The organism is Orenia marismortui DSM 5156 (assembly GCF_000379025.1).
Classification (GTDB): Bacteria; Bacillota; Halanaerobiia; order Halobacteroidales; family Halobacteroidaceae; genus Orenia; species Orenia marismortui.
The window spans coordinates 549,181-566,173 of the sequence record NZ_KB900617.1 but is presented as its reverse complement, the minus strand read 5'-3'; the positions used below and the strand labels follow the sequence as shown (position 1 = coordinate 566,173).

Annotated in this window: 14 protein-coding genes; all 14 read left to right on the top strand. The window is 31.9% G+C overall.

Going from position 1 to position 16,993, the window contains the following annotated elements:
• Positions 1–221 precede the first annotated feature (221 nt).
• A complete protein-coding gene (rsmH, locus tag OREMA_RS0102460) occupies positions 222–1,169 on the top strand; it encodes a 16S rRNA (cytosine(1402)-N(4))-methyltransferase RsmH (protein WP_018247707.1) in 948 nt (315 codons plus the stop codon).
• Between the two features lie 17 nt (positions 1,170–1,186).
• Complete coding sequence (ftsL, locus tag OREMA_RS0102455; RefSeq protein WP_018247706.1) at positions 1,187–1,690, top strand: cell division protein FtsL; 504 nt, start codon at positions 1,187–1,189, stop codon at positions 1,688–1,690.
• A gap of 34 nt (positions 1,691–1,724) precedes the next feature.
• Positions 1,725–3,800, top strand: a complete 2,076-nt coding sequence (locus tag OREMA_RS0102450; protein WP_018247705.1) for a stage V sporulation protein D — start codon at positions 1,725–1,727, stop codon at positions 3,798–3,800.
• Positions 3,801–3,883: 83 nt separating this feature from the next.
• Positions 3,884–5,353, top strand: a complete 1,470-nt coding sequence (locus tag OREMA_RS0102445; protein WP_018247704.1) for a UDP-N-acetylmuramoyl-L-alanyl-D-glutamate--2,6-diaminopimelate ligase — start codon at positions 3,884–3,886, stop codon at positions 5,351–5,353.
• Positions 5,353–6,729 carry a UDP-N-acetylmuramoyl-tripeptide--D-alanyl-D-alanine ligase gene (locus OREMA_RS0102440; protein ID WP_018247703.1) on the top strand — a complete coding sequence of 459 codons (1,377 nt, stop codon included), beginning with the start codon at positions 5,353–5,355 and terminating at the stop codon, positions 6,727–6,729. Before OREMA_RS0102445 ends, OREMA_RS0102440 begins: the two co-directional genes overlap by 1 nt.
• A 12-nt stretch (positions 6,730–6,741) precedes the next feature.
• The gene (mraY, locus tag OREMA_RS0102435; protein ID WP_018247702.1) at positions 6,742–7,707 is read left to right on the top strand and encodes a phospho-N-acetylmuramoyl-pentapeptide-transferase; all 966 of its coding nucleotides are present in this window, start codon (positions 6,742–6,744) and stop codon (positions 7,705–7,707) included.
• Between the two features lie 16 nt (positions 7,708–7,723).
• Positions 7,724–9,088, top strand: coding sequence for a UDP-N-acetylmuramoyl-L-alanine--D-glutamate ligase (gene murD, locus OREMA_RS0102430; RefSeq protein WP_018247701.1), 1,365 nt, complete (start codon positions 7,724–7,726; stop codon positions 9,086–9,088).
• Between the two features lie 44 nt (positions 9,089–9,132).
• The gene (spoVE, locus tag OREMA_RS0102425; protein ID WP_018247700.1) at positions 9,133–10,230 is read left to right on the top strand and encodes a stage V sporulation protein E; all 1,098 of its coding nucleotides are present in this window, start codon (positions 9,133–9,135) and stop codon (positions 10,228–10,230) included.
• A 13-nt stretch (positions 10,231–10,243) separates the two neighbouring features.
• On the top strand, positions 10,244–11,350 hold the full coding sequence (gene murG, locus OREMA_RS0102420) for an undecaprenyldiphospho-muramoylpentapeptide beta-N-acetylglucosaminyltransferase (RefSeq protein WP_018247699.1): 1,107 nt from the start codon (positions 10,244–10,246) through the stop codon (positions 11,348–11,350).
• Positions 11,351–11,599: 249 nt separating this feature from the next.
• Entirely contained in the window at positions 11,600–12,505 is a 906-nt protein-coding gene (gene murB / locus OREMA_RS0102415; protein ID WP_018247698.1) for a UDP-N-acetylmuramate dehydrogenase, read from the top strand.
• A gap of 18 nt (positions 12,506–12,523) precedes the next feature.
• A complete protein-coding gene (murA, locus tag OREMA_RS0102410) occupies positions 12,524–13,774 on the top strand; it encodes a UDP-N-acetylglucosamine 1-carboxyvinyltransferase (RefSeq protein ID WP_018247697.1) in 1,251 nt (416 codons plus the stop codon).
• 17 nt (positions 13,775–13,791) lie between these two features.
• Positions 13,792–14,727, top strand: a complete 936-nt coding sequence (locus OREMA_RS0102405) for a D-alanine--D-alanine ligase (protein WP_018247696.1) — start codon at positions 13,792–13,794, stop codon at positions 14,725–14,727.
• 131 nt (positions 14,728–14,858) lie between these two features.
• Complete coding sequence (locus OREMA_RS0102400; protein WP_018247695.1) at positions 14,859–15,566, top strand: cell division protein FtsQ/DivIB; 708 nt, start codon at positions 14,859–14,861, stop codon at positions 15,564–15,566.
• A 129-nt stretch (positions 15,567–15,695) separates the two neighbouring features.
• The gene (gene ftsA, locus OREMA_RS0102395) at positions 15,696–16,985 is read left to right on the top strand and encodes a cell division protein FtsA (protein ID WP_018247694.1); all 1,290 of its coding nucleotides are present in this window, start codon (positions 15,696–15,698) and stop codon (positions 16,983–16,985) included.
• The last annotated feature ends 8 nt before the right edge of the window (positions 16,986–16,993 follow it).

Sequence of the window (16,993 nt, the reverse complement as noted above, 5' to 3'; positions counted from 1 at the left end):
CAATTTAGCTACTAGCTTCTAGCCTCTGGCTATTAGCTAAGAACTTATAAAGCTAAAGGCTAGAAGCCAGTAGCTAGCAGCTAATAAAAACTGTCGCAATCTCTTTCTATAGAGATATATTTAGATTTTATTCTAAAATTAGATAACTATGATATTAGATCTATAGTTAAGTTAATTGCATAATAAGTAAATAAGATATTAAAGGATAAGGTGATAAATTCATGGATTTTAATCATATTTCTGTATTATTAAAGGAAAGTATCGAACATTTAAATTGTAAAGAGGGCGGGATTTATGTTGATTGTACTTTGGGGGGAGCTGGTCACTCATCAGAGATAGCTAAATTGATTGGTTCTAAAGGTAAATTAATAGGTATTGACCAAGATAAAGCAGCAATTAAAGCCGCTCAAAAAAAATTAGAAGCTTTCGATGCTCAAATAGAGCTGGTTCAAGATAATTATCAAAATTTAAAATTAATTTTAGATGAATTAGGTATAGATAAGGTAGATGGAGTTTTGTTTGATTTAGGAGTATCTTCTTATCAATTAGATACTCCAGAACGGGGTTTTAGCTATAAATATGATGCACCCTTAGATATGAGAATGAATCAAAAGAAGGGTAGAACAGCGGCAGATTTAGTTAATAATTTATCCCACCAGGAGCTAAATGATATTATTGAAGAATATGGAGAGGAAAGGTGGGCAAGTAGAATTGCTGAGTTTATAGTTGATTATAGAAATAAAGAAGAGATAGAAACTACTACTCAACTAGTGGATATAATTAAAGCTGCTATTCCAGTGGGAGCCAGAAGAGAAGGTCCTCATCCAGCTCGTAGGACTTTTCAAGCTTTAAGAATAGCTGTTAATAATGAGTTAGATATTATTGAATCAACAATAAAAGATGCTGTAGATAGGTTAAATCCTAAGGGGAGAGTTTGTGTAATAACTTTTCATTCTTTAGAGGATAGAATTGTAAAGCATACTTTTAAAGATTTAGCTAGGAAATGTATTTGCCCACCTAAATTTCCGGTATGTACTTGTGATGTTCAGCAGAAAGTTAAAATTATAACAAGAAGTCCTATTTTACCTAGCGAAGAAGAGATTGATCTAAACTCTAGATCTAGAAGCGCTAAATTAAGGGTAGCGGAGAAGATAAAGGTTCTAAAATAAAAGGTTGGTGAATAAAGTTGGTAAAGAGACCTAGAAGAGAATATTTAGACCATCACCAAAGTCGAATACGTCAAAATGTTAGAACTAAGGTCAAAAAGTCTCGTAGTAATGCTACATTTAAATTGATGCTATTATATGGTTTCTTAATATTTTTAATTGGAATTTTAGTTATTTTATATATTAACCAATATGTTCAGATTTCTAGAATGAATTTTGAGGTGGAAAAATTAGAAGAAAAAAGGGATAAATTAAAAACAGAGCAGGCGCATTTACAGTTGGATATTTCCGAGTTGAAATCTTTATCTAGAATTGAGAAGATTGCTAAAAATAAGTTAGGAATGATAGAACCCAATAAAGTTAAATATATTGTATCATCAAAACCATTACAGAAAGATAAATTGGAGACTTCAAAGCATAAAGAAAATAGCAGAAACAAGACTAATTTTGATAAAAGTATTAAAGATAGACTATTAGTTTGGTTTTCTACTATGTCTAAAGTTCAAGCAGGAACTTTAGAATGATAATCCTCCTAAAATTAAATGAGGGGGTAGTTAAATGAAAAAGCTAAGATTAGAAATTAGAAAGAGGATTAGTATATTATTTTTATTTGTAATTTTGTTTATGCTATCTTTATCAGCTCGGTTCTTATGGATACAAATTATAAGTAATAATAAATATCAACAAAAAGCTTTAGGACAAAGACTAAGAGAGTTAAAAGTAGAGCCTAAGCGTGGAATCATTTATGATCGAAATGGAGTAGAGTTAGCGGTTAGTGCTAGTGCCGATACAGTTGTAGCTATACCCAAAGAGGTCAAAAATGCTAAGGAAACGGCTAAGAAGTTATCTAAGATATTAGACCAAAGTCAGGATGATATTTATGAAAGAATAACTAAAAAGGCTGCTGCTGTATATATTGCTCGTAAAGTAAGTGAAGAACAAGCTAAAAAAATTAGAAAATTAAATCTTTCGGGAATAACTTTTACCGATGAAACTAAGCGATTTTATCCTAAAGGTGTTCTTGCATCTCATTTATTAGGTTTTTCTGGTGTTGATAATCAGGGATTACAAGGAATTGAATTGTCTTATGATTATGAATTAAGAGGGAACCCAGGGAGAATTTCTATTGAAAGTGATGCTGTTGGTCGAAAGATTCCTGAGGGAATTAAGGATTATAAAGCTCCAGATGATGGGAATAATATTTATTTGACCATAGATAATGTTCTTCAATACATAGCAGAACGAGAGTTAGATAAAGCGTTAACAGAGCATACAGCTAAGGCTGCAACAATAATTATGATGGATCCTAAGACAGGTCAAATTTTAGCATTAGCAAATCGACCTACTTATGACCCTAATAATTTTGCTAAATATAGCCCAGGACTTTGGAGGGATCGTGCTGTATCAGATACTTATGAACCAGGTTCTACCTTTAAAATTATTACAACTGCTGCTGGTCTAGAAGAAGGAGTTGTACATCCAAATGATAGATTTTTTGATCCTGGATATATAGAAGTAGCTGGTCAGACTATTCACTGTTGGAAGAGTGGTGGACATGGTAGCCAGACTTTTGCAGAGGTTGTACAGAATTCTTGTAACCCTGGATTTGTTCAAGTTGGTCAAAGAATTGGAAAAGAAACCTTTTATAAATATATAGAAGCTTTTGGTTTCAGTGACAAAACAAATATTCAGCTACCTGGTGAAGCTAAAGGATTAATGTATGATTTACCAGAGATAGGTCCTGTGGAACTGGCTACTATATCTTTTGGCCATGGTATTTCGGTGACTCCAATTCAATTAATTACTGCTGTATCTGCTGTTGCTAATGATGGTCAATTATTAAGGCCTCATTTGGTTAAAGAAATTAGAAATTCTGCAGGAAAGACAATTAAAGATGTATCCCCGGAACCAATAAGAAGAGTAATATCTAAGAAGACGGCTAAAACTGTGAGAGAGCTTTTGTCTGGAGTAGTAAAAGAAGGTTCAGGTAAGAAAGCGGCAGTAAAAGGATATGAAATAGGTGGTAAGACAGGTACAGCAAAGCATTATGGTAAGCAGTTATATGACTCTTCATTTATAGGCATGGTACCTTCTGATGATCCTCATTTAGTTGTTCTAGTGGTATTGTCAGGAGTAAGTAGTTATCCCTATTATGGTTCACAGGTAGCAGCTCCTATCTTTCACAATGTAGTTGAAGATTCTTTAAGATATTTAGAAATTCCTCCACAAGAAGAGATTAAAACTGAGGAAGAAGAAAGAATAAAGAGAGTCAAAATACCTAATGTAAAAAATCTTTCTTTAAGTGATGCGGAAGAAATATTGGTTTCATCCGGATTGAAAGTAAAATTAGAAGGTGAAGGCGATGTTATTGTAGATCAAGTTCCTAATCCAGAAGTTGTTGTTAATGAAGGTAGTACAGTTATTTTATTTTTTAAAGGTGCTGAAGAGAGTAAGAGTAGATATAGAGTAACTATTCCAGATTTAACTGGAGTTAGAGTAAAAGAAGCAGCTAACTTATTAAGTGATTTAGGTTTGAGATTGAGATGGCATGGTAGTGGTAAAGTGGTAAATCAAAGACCTAAAGCCGGTAATTTAGTTGACTCAGGAAAGTATATTACAGTTTGGCTCAAATAAAAATTTGATAACTAATATAAATTATAAATATCAATTTAAAAATGCTATATTTTTATAGTGGAATTATAGTTAGGGGGGTTAGAATGATTAAATTAGGAGATCTAGTTAAAGTATTAGGAATTGAAAGAGATGAAAAAAATTTTGATATAGATATTTCTGGTATAGCTTATGATTCTAGAAAGGTGCAAAAGGGTTGTTTGTTTGTAGCAATAACTGGTTTTAAAGAGGATGGACATAGGTTTATAGAATCGGCTATTAATAATGGTGCCAGTGCTATTATTGTTGAGAAGGATGTTAAGGTGTCTAGCATACCTGTAATAAAAGTAGATGATTCTAGAAAGGCATTAGCTAAACTAAGTGCTAAATTTTATAATTATCCTTCTAAAGATTTAACAGTGATTGGAGTAACAGGTACTAATGGTAAGACGACTACAACTTATTTGATTGATTCTATATTAAAAAAATTGGGTATTAATACAGGGTTAATTGGTACTATTAAGAATAAAATAGGAGATAAAGAAGAGAATGCTAGTCGAACAACCCCTGAATCTTTGGATTTGCAACGAATTTTTTCTGAAATGTTAGAGTCAGAGGTTACCCATGTAGTAATGGAAGTATCTTCACATGCTTTAGAATTAGATAGGGTTTTAGAAGTGGATTTCGATAGGCAGGTATTTACTAATTTAAGCCAAGATCATTTAGATTTTCATCAATCTTTTGAAGATTACTTAAAAGCTAAGACGAAGCTATTTCAGTTGAATGAGAATCCTTCTATTATTAATATTGATGATAAAAGAAGTGAATATATTATTCAAGAATCTTTAGGAGAGGTTTTAAGTTATGGACTTAATAATAAAGCAGATATTATGGCAGAGAATATTCAAGTAACTCAAAAGGGTGTAAGTTATAAATTAAAACTAGGAGACAAAAGTATAGATACTAAATTGAATTTAACAGGACGTTTTAATGTTTATAATTCTTTAGCAGCAATAGGAACAGTTTATAGCTTAGGATATGGCTTAAAAGAGATTGCTGCAGGGTTAGAAGAGATTGAAGGTGTGCCTGGAAGGTTTCAGATTATAGATGAAGGCCAACAATTTGGGGTTATAGTTGATTATGCCCATACACCAGATGGTATGGAAAATGTTTTAAATACTGCTGCAGAATTCACTAAAGGTCGTAAAATAGTAGTTTTTGGTTGTGGAGGAGACCGTGATAGAAAGAAAAGACCTATTATGGGACGTATAGGGGGGACTTTGGGTGATTTTGCTATTGTTACTTCTGACAATCCACGTAGTGAAAAACCGATGGAGATTATTAATGAGATTGAGGTTGGAATTAAGAATGAAGGTAAAGAAGAGGGTAAAGATTATATAATTATTGAAGATAGAGCCACTGCTATTAAGAAGGCAATTGATTTGGCTAATCCAGAAGATATAGTTATTATTGTAGGAAAAGGACATGAAACTTATCAGATTCTTAAAGATAAAACAATTGATTTTGATGACAGAGAAGTAGCTAGAGATGCTATTAGGGCAAGAGGTGAAAGTTAATGGAACCATTAACTTTAGCTGAGATATCTAAGGCTGTTTCTGGTGAGGTAATAAATAATCGAAAGCTTAAAGTAGATAAGATATCTATTGATAGTAGAACTATAGAGGAAGCTTCTTTATTTATTGCTATAGAAGGTGATAATTTTGATGGACATAATTTTCTAGAAGCTGCGATTAGTAAAGGTGCTATTGCAGCAATAGTTTCTCAAAATCAGAAATTAGATTTAGATATTCCTTTAGTTAAGGTATATGATACAACTAAAGCCTTACAAGATTTGGCCTGTTATTATCGCAGTAAATTTGATATTCCCGTAGTAGCTGTTACAGGAAGTACAGGAAAGACAACTACAAAGGATATGATTGCTTCTGTATTACAGACAAAGTATAAGACTTTAAAGACAGAAGGTAATTTTAATAATGAAATAGGTTTACCACTGACATTATTTAGACTAGATAATAGTTATGAAGCAGTAGTTGTTGAAATGGGTATGAGAGGTTTAGGGCAGATATCAGAGCTAGCAGAGATTGCTCTTCCCAACCTAGGGGTTATTACCAATGTTGGGCTTACTCATATTGAACTTTTAGGGACAGTGGACAATATAGCTCAGGCTAAATCGGAATTAATTATTGCTCTTAATAAAGATGGCATAGCTATTTTGAACGGTGATGATAATAGGGTTAGAAAGATGGAAGAGTTAACTCAGTCTAAGGTGATTAAGTATGGTTTAGACAAAGATAACGATGTGAAAGCAGGAAAGATTAAGAAATCAGATGATAGTATCTCTTTTGAACTAATTATAGAAGAAAAAGGATATAAAGATATTATTAATTTAGCAGTTCCAGGTGAATATAATGTATATAATTCTTTAGCTGCTATTACTGTAGCTATTAGTTTAGATATTCCTTTGGCAGATATAAAAACTGGACTATCTAATCTTAATTTGAGTAAAATGCGTAACCAAATTATAGTTAGTGAGTCAGGATATAAAATTATAAATGATACTTACAATGCTAACCCCACCTCAATGAAAGCTGCGTTAAACACTTTAAAGGATATAGCTAAGGAAAATAAAATAGCGGTTTTGGGAGATATGTTAGAGTTAGGAGATTTAGCTATAGAAGAGCATATTAAATTAGGTGAACTAGTTGCAGAAATGAATATTGAATATTTGTTTTCTTTTGGTAAGTTAGCAAGAAAAGTTGCCAAAGGGGCTAAGCAAAATGGAATGGATAAATCTAGGATATTTATTTATGAAGATAAAGATAAATTGATTAGAAAATTATTGGAGATTGTAAGTAATGGTGATACAATTTTAGTAAAGGGTTCACGAGGCATGAAGCTTGAAGAGGTTTCACAAGTATTATCTGACAATTAAGGAGTGATAGTAGTGGTTGACTTAATATTTGCAGCTTCCATATCTTTGGTTATTAGTTTATTAACTGGTCCAATATTAATTAATTGGTTTAGAAGATTGAAATTTGGCCAAAATATTAGAGAAGTTGGACCAAAAAGTCATTTGAAAAAAGCTGGTACTCCTACTATGGGTGGGATTATTATTCTTTTGTCTGTAGTAGTTGCTACATTAACCATTAGTAAGTTGAACTCTAGGGTTATTTTAGCTTTGTTTGTAATGCTAGGATATGGATTTTTGGGATTATTGGATGATGCAATTAATATAATTACCAATAAGAATGAAGGGTTAAATCCTAAACAGAAATTGTTTGGACAGATTATAATTGCTGTTGTTTTGGCATTTGTAGCATTAAAAAAGTTAGAGATAGGAACTGCTATTTTAATTCCTTATTTACATACAAGCATTGATTTGGGAGTGTTATTTATACCTTTTATAGTTACTGTTGTAGTTGGAACTTCTAATGCAGTTAATTTAACTGATGGATTAGATGGATTAGCTTCAGGAGTTACAATTATTGTAGCTATTACTTATACTTATATCTTGTATCAATTTGCTTATTTGAATCTAGCTATTTTTACTATAGCTATTGCTGGGGCTTGTTTAGGATTTGCCTGGTTTAACAGTTATCCTGCACAAGTTTTTATGGGAGATACGGGTTCTTTGGCATTAGGTGGAGCTTTGGCTAGCCTTGCAGTAATAACAAAAACAGAACTTTTTTTATTTATTATTGGTGGAGTATATGTTATAGAAGCTATATCAGTAATGATGCAAGTTAGTTATTTTAAACTAACAGGGGGTAAAAGAATATTTAAAATGACTCCAATTCACCACCATTTTGAAAAGAGTGGGTGGAGTGAATCTAAAATAGTTATTAGGTTTTGGATTATAGCAATTATGTTATCTTTAATTGGCTTGTTAGGCTTTGCTAAGTTAAGTTAAGAGAAAGGAAGATATTATGGAATTAGAAGGTAAGTTGGTTACAGTTATAGGCTTAGGTAAAAGAACTGGAGTAGAAACAGTTAAATTTTTAGATAAACAAGGAGCTAAAGTTATAGTTAGTGATACAAAATCTAAATTAGAGTTAGAAGAAGAAATCAAATTATTGCAGAACTATAAAGTGAAATTTGATTTAGGAGGACATACTGTAGATTTAATTCTAGAATCTGATTTGATTATTATAAGCCCTGGAGTTCCCATAGATATTCCTATTTTATGCCAAGCTAGAGATAAGGGAATAGAAATAATTAGTGAAATAGAATTGGCTTATAAATTTTGTAAGGCTCCTATTATAGCTATTACCGGTACTAATGGTAAGACTACAACTACAACTTTGATTGGTGAAATATTCAAGTCTACTGGTAGGAAAACAGTGGTTGGTGGGAATATAGGTAGAGCTTTAATTCGAGATCTTCCATATTTAAATGAGGATGCTACAGTAATAGCAGAGATTAGTTCTTTTCAATTAGAGGGGATTAGAGATTTTAGACCAAAGATTAGTCTATTCTTAAATATTACACCAGATCATCTAGATAGGCATGGTAGCTTTAAAGAGTATATTAAAGCCAAAAGAAAACTACTTATGAATCAAAATAAAGGAGATTATATAATTTTGAATTATGATGATCCTATAGTTAGAGGTTTTGCTGATAATACAGATGCAAAGGTTATTTTTTTCAGCCAGCAAGAAAAATTAGAAAGCGGAATTTATTTAGAAGCTGATAAGATCATTGCTGATCTAAGAGGGGTTAAAGAAGAAATTATTGATATTAAGCAGTTAGGTATAAAAGGTCCCCACAATTTAGAAAATGCTTTAGGAGCAGTAGCGGTATCCTTATTAATGAATATAGAAAAAGAAATGTTAATAAAGATATTAAAAGAGTTTACTGGAGTAGAGCATAGGATTGAAGAGGTTGCTGTTATTGAAGGAGTAAAATATATTAATGACTCTAAAGGAACAAATCCTATAGCTGCAATTAAAGCAATAGAGACTTTTGAACCGCCTATAACTTTAATAGCAGGTGGGAAAGATAAAGGATCTGATTTTTCTGATTTGGCTGAGGTTATAGTTGACAAGGTTGAAGCGGTAGTACTACTGGGAGAAACTGCGGAAAGTATAAAAAATAGTCTTACTAAATTAGCTTATAATAATATATATCCTGTAGAAACTATTCAAGAAGCAGTTAAAGTATCCTCTGATTTAGCAGCTGGAGAAGGAATTGTATTATTATCACCTGCTTGTGCAAGCTGGGATATGTTTAATAATTATGAAGAAAGAGGAGAGAAATTTAAAGAAGCAGTAAGAGAAATTCATAGTTTATAATTAATGGCTTGGTTTAAGGTTCTATTTTATAAGGAGGAAATACTATGTATCGTAAAGCTCCTGATTTTATAATTTTTTTTGTAATAGTAACTTTATTAGGTATTGGAGTAGTAATGGTCTTTAGTTCTACTTCAATTTCAGCTTATCAAAGGTATGATGATAGTTTTTATTTCTTAAAGCGGCAGTTGCTTTGGTCAATTATTGGGATAGGTGTAATGATATTTTTTATGAAGTTTGATTATCATAGATATATCAAATGGTCTCCTAAAATTTTAATGGGGAGTATGTTATTATTGATTTTGGTTTTAGTTCCCGGAGTAGGGAAAAATGTAAAAGGATCTACTAGATGGATTGATTTAGGGCCTTTACCTCCATTACAAGTATCTGAGATAGCTAAAGTATCAATGGTTATTTATATGTCTCGGTATTTGTCTTTAAAGAATAAACGGATTAAAAGTTTTTGGAAGGGATTATTTCCTCCTTTACTTATATTGGGAGTTGTGTTTGCTTTGATTTTAGCTGAGCCTGATTTGGGAACAGCAGTAACTATAGGTGCAACGGTTATGGTAATGTTTGTTGCTGCTGGAGCGAAATGGAGACATTTAATAGGTTTGGGTTCATTGAGTATTCCTGGGATATTTTTTATGATTATTACTGAACCTTATCGTTTAAAAAGATTATTATCATTTTTAGATCCTTGGAAAGACCCTTTAGGTTCTGGTTTTCATATTATACAATCTTTATATGCATTAGGGTCAGGGGGATTATTTGGAGCAGGCTTAGGAAGAAGTAGACAGAAATTCTTTTACCTTCCTGAACCAGGAACAGATTTTATCTTTTCAGTTTTAGGTGAGGAACTTGGTTTTGTAGGTACATTTACTGTTATAGCTCTTTACTTTTTATTTGCATGGAGAGGATTACAGATTGCTTTAAAATCAGAAGATTTATTTGGGTGCATGTTAGCGATAGGTATTACAACTATGATTACCTTACAGGCTATTATTAATATGGCTGTAGTGAGTGGATCAATGCCTGTTACAGGAATAACCTTACCTTTTATTAGTTATGGTGGTTCTTCCTTAGTATTTATGTTAGCTGGTGTAGGTATCTTATTGAATGTATCTAGATTTACTACAGATTAGGAGTGACTAATATATGAAAGTATTAATTTCTGGTGGGGGAACAGGAGGACATATATATCCTGGATTAGCGATAGCTAAAGGACTGGAAGATAAGTTTGATAATACTGATATTTTATTTGTAGGAACAGAGAAAGGATTAGAGTCTGATATTATTCCTAAAGAGGGTTATGATTTAAAGACTATAACTGTAGAAGGTCTTCCTAGAAAAATATCTTTAAAATTATTCAAATCATTTTTAAAGACTGGATTAGGAATATTAGAATCTAGAAGTATAATTAAGAGTTTTAAACCTGATATTGTAATTGGTACTGGTGGATATGTTTGTGGACCTGTTGTTTTAACAGCTTCTCTTAGAAAAATTCCTACTTTGATTCATGAACAGAATGCTTACCCTGGTATAACTAATAGATTATTGGCAAGATTTGTAGATAAGGTTGCTTTGAGTAATGGTGATGCTAAAAAGTATTTTCATAGTGAGGAAAAGACTATTTTAACTGGTAATCCAGTTAGATTAGAGATTTTGAAAAAAACTAAAAAAGAAGCTCTTAAGGAATTGGGAATTAACGGAGATAAGAAATTAATTTTAGTTTTTGGGGGTAGTAGAGGTGCTGAAAGTATTAATCGATCTGTTATAGAATTGTATGATAAAATTAAGGATCTAGACTTGCAATTATTGCATATTACAGGCAAAAAAGGCTATGAAAGTGTTATACAAAAAGCAGAAAGTATGGGAATAAAGGGTGTGGAAGTTGGGGATATTATAATTAAACCCTATTTATACAACATGTCTGCTGCTTTGGCTGTTGCTGATCTTGTTATATCACGCGCTGGAGCAACAGGGTTAGCTGAAATAACGGCTTGTGGTATTCCGGCAATTTTAATTCCTTATCCTTATGCATCTGAGAATCATCAAGAGTATAATGCGCGTTCTTTAGAAAATAACGGTGCTGCCAAAGTTATTTTAGATAATGAATTAACAGGAAAGAAGTTATATGATCTAGTGAGTACTTTATTCCAAGATGAAAATAAGTTATTAATTATGTCTAGGGCTAGTAAAAATCTAGGGAAGCCAGAAGCTCTTGATAATTTAGTTAAGATTATTAGAAATTTGACAATGTAAATAATAATTTTGCTTATTAATATTAAGTATATAAATTTATTTTTAAATAGGACAAGTTCTTTTTTGTGCTTATTTGTCCAATAATTTAATTATTAGACTTCTATTTTTATTATTAACAGATTTATTTTTAATTGCATATTATAAGGTGTATTCATAATAATTAGATCAGAGAATCTTATTTAGTATCGATTTAGAGAAGTAGTTTTAGCAAAGCAGATAGATGTGTTAGTGAAATTGGGGTGGTTATATATGAGAATAGAATATAAAGAAGAGATATCAGAATTCATAAAAGGACAGGTATTATTTAATGAACCATTAAAGAAATATACTTCATTTAAAATTGGCGGCCCTGCTGAAATATTGGTTATTCCTGAGAATTATAAAGAATTACAAAAATTACTTACATATCTTTATAAAAATAAACTTTCGTACTACTGTATTGGAAATGGAAGTAATCTGTTAATTAGTGATAAAGGTATTTCAAATATTGTTATTAGATTACCCAAAAAAGATTCTAGGATAGATTTTGTTGGTAATAGACTAATATCTGATGCCAGTGTTAGTCTCCCGTTGTTAGCTAATAAAGCATCTAAGATGGGTTTGAGTGGTTTAGAGTTTGCAGCTGGATTACCAGCTACTTTGGGTGGGGCAATTGTTATGAATGCAGGTATAGGTGATTTAAGGTCAATAGGTGATTTAATTGTCAATCTAAAATCATTACTTCCAACTGGAGAAATAAAAGATTATAATAGAGATGAACTATTATTTGCTTATAGAAAAAGCAGATTTCAAGATAGTAAAGAGATTATAATTCAAGCAGAATTAGATTTAATTCCCAGAGATGCTGAAGATATAAAAGCAGAAACATTAAAGCTTTTAAAAAAGCGAAAGACTACACAACCTCTGTCACATCCTAATGCAGGTTGTATCTTTAAAAATCCTGTCAATGATTCAGCAGGAAGACTGATTGATAAAGCTGGTTGTAAAGGTTTAAGAGTTGGCGATGCCCAAGTCTCTACTAAACATGCTAACTTTATTATAAATTTAGGAAATGCTACTGCAAGAAATGTTTTAGAGTTAATTGAACAAGTTAAAAAAATAGTTTTTGATAAATTTGGTGTTAATTTGATACCAGAAATTATTTATTTAGGTTAGAAAGGGGAGGTGAAAAAATTGGGGAAATTTATAATTAATGGAGGGCAACATCTTCAAGGTGAAGTCCAAATCAGTGGAGCTAAGAATGCAGTTTTACCAATTTTAGCTGGGACTGTGTTGGCTGAAGGAGAATGTACTATAGGAAGAGTACCGCATTTACGTGATGTTAAAGTAATGCAAGAAGTTTTAACCACTTTGGGTGCTAAAGTAAAGGAAGAAGAAGATAAATTAATTATTGATAATAAAGGACTGAGTTCTTATGAGATACCTGAATCTCTAATGAGAAAAATGAGAGCTACAGTTTTTTTAATGGGTCCACTTGTAGCTCGCTTTGGTCAGTTTAAGATTTCACAACCAGGCGGGTGTAGTATTGGAACAAGACCGATTGATCTACATTTAAAAGGACTAAAAGCGTTAGGTGTGGAATTTAAACAAGGACATGGTTTTTTAGAAGGAAAAGCTAAAAAATTAACAGGAGCAGAGATACACTTGGATTTTCCTAGCGTAGGTGCTACAGAAAATATTATGATGGCTGCAACTAGAGCCGAAGGGAAGACCTTAATTTATAATGCAGCAAGAGAACCGGAAATTGTAGATTTGCAAAACTTCTTAAATCAGTTAGGAGCTAACGTTCGAGGTGCTGGAACAGATGTTATTAAAATAAAAGGAGTTAAGAAGTTACATCCTGTAGAGTATCAAGTTATTCCTGATAGAATTGAAGCAGGAACTTTCTTAGTAGCTGCGGCTATTACTAGAGGGGATGTTTTAGTTAAGGATGTTATTCCTGAACATATAGAGGCAGTTATAGCTAAATTAACTGAAGCGGGAATAAATCTTAAAGTAGATGGAGACCAAATTAGAGTAATTGGCCAAGATAATTGGAAGGGGGTAAATGTAAAAACTTTACCTTACCCTGGATTTGCTACTGATATGCAAGCTCAGTTTATGACTTTTTTATCAATAGCTAAAGGAACTAGTGTAATTACTGAAACTATTTTTGAAAATAGATTAAAACATGCTGATGAATTGCGTAGAATGGGAGCTGAAGTTAAGATTGAAGGTAACTCAGCAATTATTACAGGTGTAGAAAAGTTATCCGGAACCACCGTAGAAGCAACTGATTTAAGAGCTGGAGCTGCTTTGGTTTTAGCAGGATTAGCTTCAGAAGGTAAGACACAGGTTGAAAATATTTATCATATTGATCGAGGTTATGAGTTTTTGACTGAGAAGTTAAGTGATTTAGGTGCTAATATATCTCGAAAAGAGTGATGAGAGGTGATACATAAATGTTGAAGGATAAAAAAATTGCTGTTATTAGAGGTGGAAAATCTGCTGAAAGAGAAATTTCTTTAAAAACCGGTAAAGCTATATTAGATTCACTGAATCGACAAGGATATAACACAATTGATATTGATCCAAAGAATAATTTTCATAACACACTAATAGAAAATGATATAGATATAGCGTTTATTGCTTTACATGGTCGTTATGGTGAGGATGGTACTATTCAAGGATTACTCGAATTGGAAGAAATTGATTATACTGGATCTGGAGTGTTATCAAGTGCTCTAGCTATGGATAAGATTATGTCCAAAAGAATCTTTGAACATTTAAATATCAGTACTCCCAAATTTTTAATTTTAAATTCTGATAGTATGGATGATTTAGAAGAAAGCAAAGATAAATTAATATCAGATTTAGGCTTACCTGTAGTTATAAAGCCTTCTTTGGAAGGGTCAAGTATTGGTTTATCAATAGTCGATCAGAAAGATAGATTAATAGATGCTTTTCAAGAGGCTTTAAAGTATGATAAAGAAGTTTTAGTGGAAGAATATATAGCAGGTAGGGAAATAACTATTGCTCTATTAGGAAATGAAGAACCTCAAGTTTTACCTATTATCGAAATTAAGCCAAAAGAAGGAATCTATGATTTTCAGGCTAAATATACTAAAGGTATGACAGAGTTTATTATACCAGCTAAATTGGATGAAGCTGTATATAGGCAATCAGAGGAATTGGCTCTAAAGGCTTATAAAGCTCTTAAGTGTAAAGGAATGGCAAGAGTTGATTTAAGAGTTAATTCTGAAGGTGAGGCATATGTATTAGAAGTAAATACTATTCCTGGAATGACTGAAACAAGTCTTCTTCCCCAGGCAGCCGAAGCCATAGGAATTGATTTTGATAAATTAGTAGTTATGATATTAGAATATGCTTTAAATTAGTTTAAATTAAGAGTTAGTATTAACTAACTCTTAATTTTTATTTAATTTATATAAAAAACATTTAACTTTTTTTGGGTTTTCTGTTACAATGTAGTTGAAGAGTCCATTATATTTTTAGATGAGGTGGCAGTATGGACAAGCATCGTACTATTTATTTGATATCTATTGGTGTATTATCAGTTATTGCTATATTGAGTCTAATTAATTCTAATTATTTTCTAGTGACAGAAATAGAAATAGTTGGTAACAAATTATTGTCTGATGAATATATAGTTAATTTTTCTAAAGTGAAGGATATTAATATATTTAAGATAGATAGACAAGAAATAGCTAAAAGATTACTGGGTTTACAACAGGTCAAAGGTGTTGCTGTCAAAAGGGATTTGCCTAACAAATTAATCCTAGAAATCAATGAAAGACGTCCTGTGGCTATAGTAGGTCTTAAGTCATCTTATCAAATAATTGATAATCAAGGATGGGTTATAGCTACAAGCAAAAATTTAGCTGAATGGGATTTACCTCTTATTACTGGAGTGAAGATTGCTAATCATGATGATAAGGTTAAATTTACTACTGAACTTAAATTAGCCATAGATTACTTAGATTTGTTATCAGATCAGATATTAAAAGAAGTATCTGAACTTAATATTTCTAAGGATAAGGGTATTGAGCTATATTTACTGGGTGGTGGAGTTGTAAAGTTAGGGAAAAAATTTGATACTAAAACTAAAGCTCAGATATTTATTTCTGTTTATAATGACCTCAAATCTCAAGCAAAGAAAGTAAAATATATAGATTTGAGGTATAAAAATAATACTGTTGTTAAATTAGAAAAATAGTTTTTCAAGAAAATATAGTTCTGAAAAGAGGAAATTAAATATATTTGTTGAAATTAACATTAAAAAGAACTATATATAGATTTCGATTTCAAATAAAAATATTAATTTTTATAGAAAGGGGGGCTTTTAGTGGCACGTAGAAATATAATTGCTGGTATTGATGTAGGAACTACCAAAGTTTGTACAATTATTGCTGAAATTAATGAAAATAAAGATCCAGAGATAATTGGTATTGGTACCAGCCCTTCTACTGGATTAAAAAAAGGTATGGTTGTTGATATAGATGATACTGTATCTTCTATTGAGAAAGCAGTAGTTAAAGCGGAGAGAATGGCTGGTGTAGAGTTAGAAGCAGTCTTTGTTGGAATTGCTGGCTCACATATCTCATCTAATAATAGTCATGGTGTAGTAGCAGTAACAGGTGAAAATAAAGAGATCACTAGAAATGATATTGAACGTGTTATTGAGGCTACTAAAATTATTTCTATTCCCCCAGAACGTGAAATAATTCATGTTTTACCTCGTGAGTTTATTGTGGATGGCTGTAAAGATATTAAGTATCCGTTAGGAATGTCTGGGGTTAGGTTAGAGGCAGAAACTCATATTGTTACTGGCTCTGTAACATCTATTCAAAATTTAGTAAAAAGTGTTAATCAGGCTAATTTGGGTGTAGAAGGAATTGTATTACAACCATTAGCTGCAAGCAAAGCCATATTGTCATCTAGCGAAAAAGATTTAGGTGTAGTATTAGTAGATATGGGTGGAGGGACTACAGATATTGCAATCTTTAAAGAAGGCAGTATTTGGTATACGTCTATTTTACCTGTTGGTGGTGACCATGTTACTAGTGATATAGCTGTAGGGATGAGAACTCCAATGCATAATGCTGAACGGTTAAAAATTCAATATGGATGTGCTAGTGCTAGTCTGATTGATGAAAACGAAAAGATTGAAGTATTAGATACTTGTGGAAAAAAATCAAGAACTATTTCTCGTAAACTGTTGTGTGATATTATTGAACCTAGAGTAGATGAGATATTTACTCTAGTAAAACAAGAGATATATAAAGCGGGGTATGAAGGATTAATTCCTGCTGGAGTAGTTGTAACTGGTGGTGGATCTTTATTGAATGGAATTCCTGAGTTGGCATCTAAGAAATTAGGTTTACCAGTTAGAATTGGTGTACCTGCTAATATAGATAGTATACTTGAATATTTAGATGGTTCTATTTATGATATTGGTGAAGGTTATACCCAATTTTCCGAAGATAATGGAGCTATCTTTTCTACTGGTGTTGGTTTAGTCCACTATGGAGCAGAAACTTTTGAAGAAAATAGTTCTCTAGGAGATATAGAGGAAGACCAAGTAATTAAAGAGCTATTTGACAAAGTAGGTAAATGGTTTAGAAATATATTCTAATTATCTGA

Coding starts and splice junctions, on each gene's coding strand:
- rsmH (WP_018247707.1), top strand. CDS start 222: ATGGATTTTAATCATATTTCTGTATTATTAAAGGAAAGTATCGAACAT.
- OREMA_RS0102450 (WP_018247705.1), top strand. CDS start 1,725: ATGAAAAAGCTAAGATTAGAAATTAGAAAGAGGATTAGTATATTATTT.
- OREMA_RS0102445 (WP_018247704.1), top strand. CDS start 3,884: ATGATTAAATTAGGAGATCTAGTTAAAGTATTAGGAATTGAAAGAGAT.
- OREMA_RS0102440 (WP_018247703.1), top strand. CDS start 5,353: ATGGAACCATTAACTTTAGCTGAGATATCTAAGGCTGTTTCTGGTGAG.
- murD (WP_018247701.1), top strand. CDS start 7,724: ATGGAATTAGAAGGTAAGTTGGTTACAGTTATAGGCTTAGGTAAAAGA.
- spoVE (WP_018247700.1), top strand. CDS start 9,133: ATGTATCGTAAAGCTCCTGATTTTATAATTTTTTTTGTAATAGTAACT.
- murG (WP_018247699.1), top strand. CDS start 10,244: ATGAAAGTATTAATTTCTGGTGGGGGAACAGGAGGACATATATATCCT.
- murB (WP_018247698.1), top strand. CDS start 11,600: ATGAGAATAGAATATAAAGAAGAGATATCAGAATTCATAAAAGGACAG.
- OREMA_RS0102405 (WP_018247696.1), top strand. CDS start 13,792: ATGTTGAAGGATAAAAAAATTGCTGTTATTAGAGGTGGAAAATCTGCT.
- OREMA_RS0102400 (WP_018247695.1), top strand. CDS start 14,859: ATGGACAAGCATCGTACTATTTATTTGATATCTATTGGTGTATTATCA.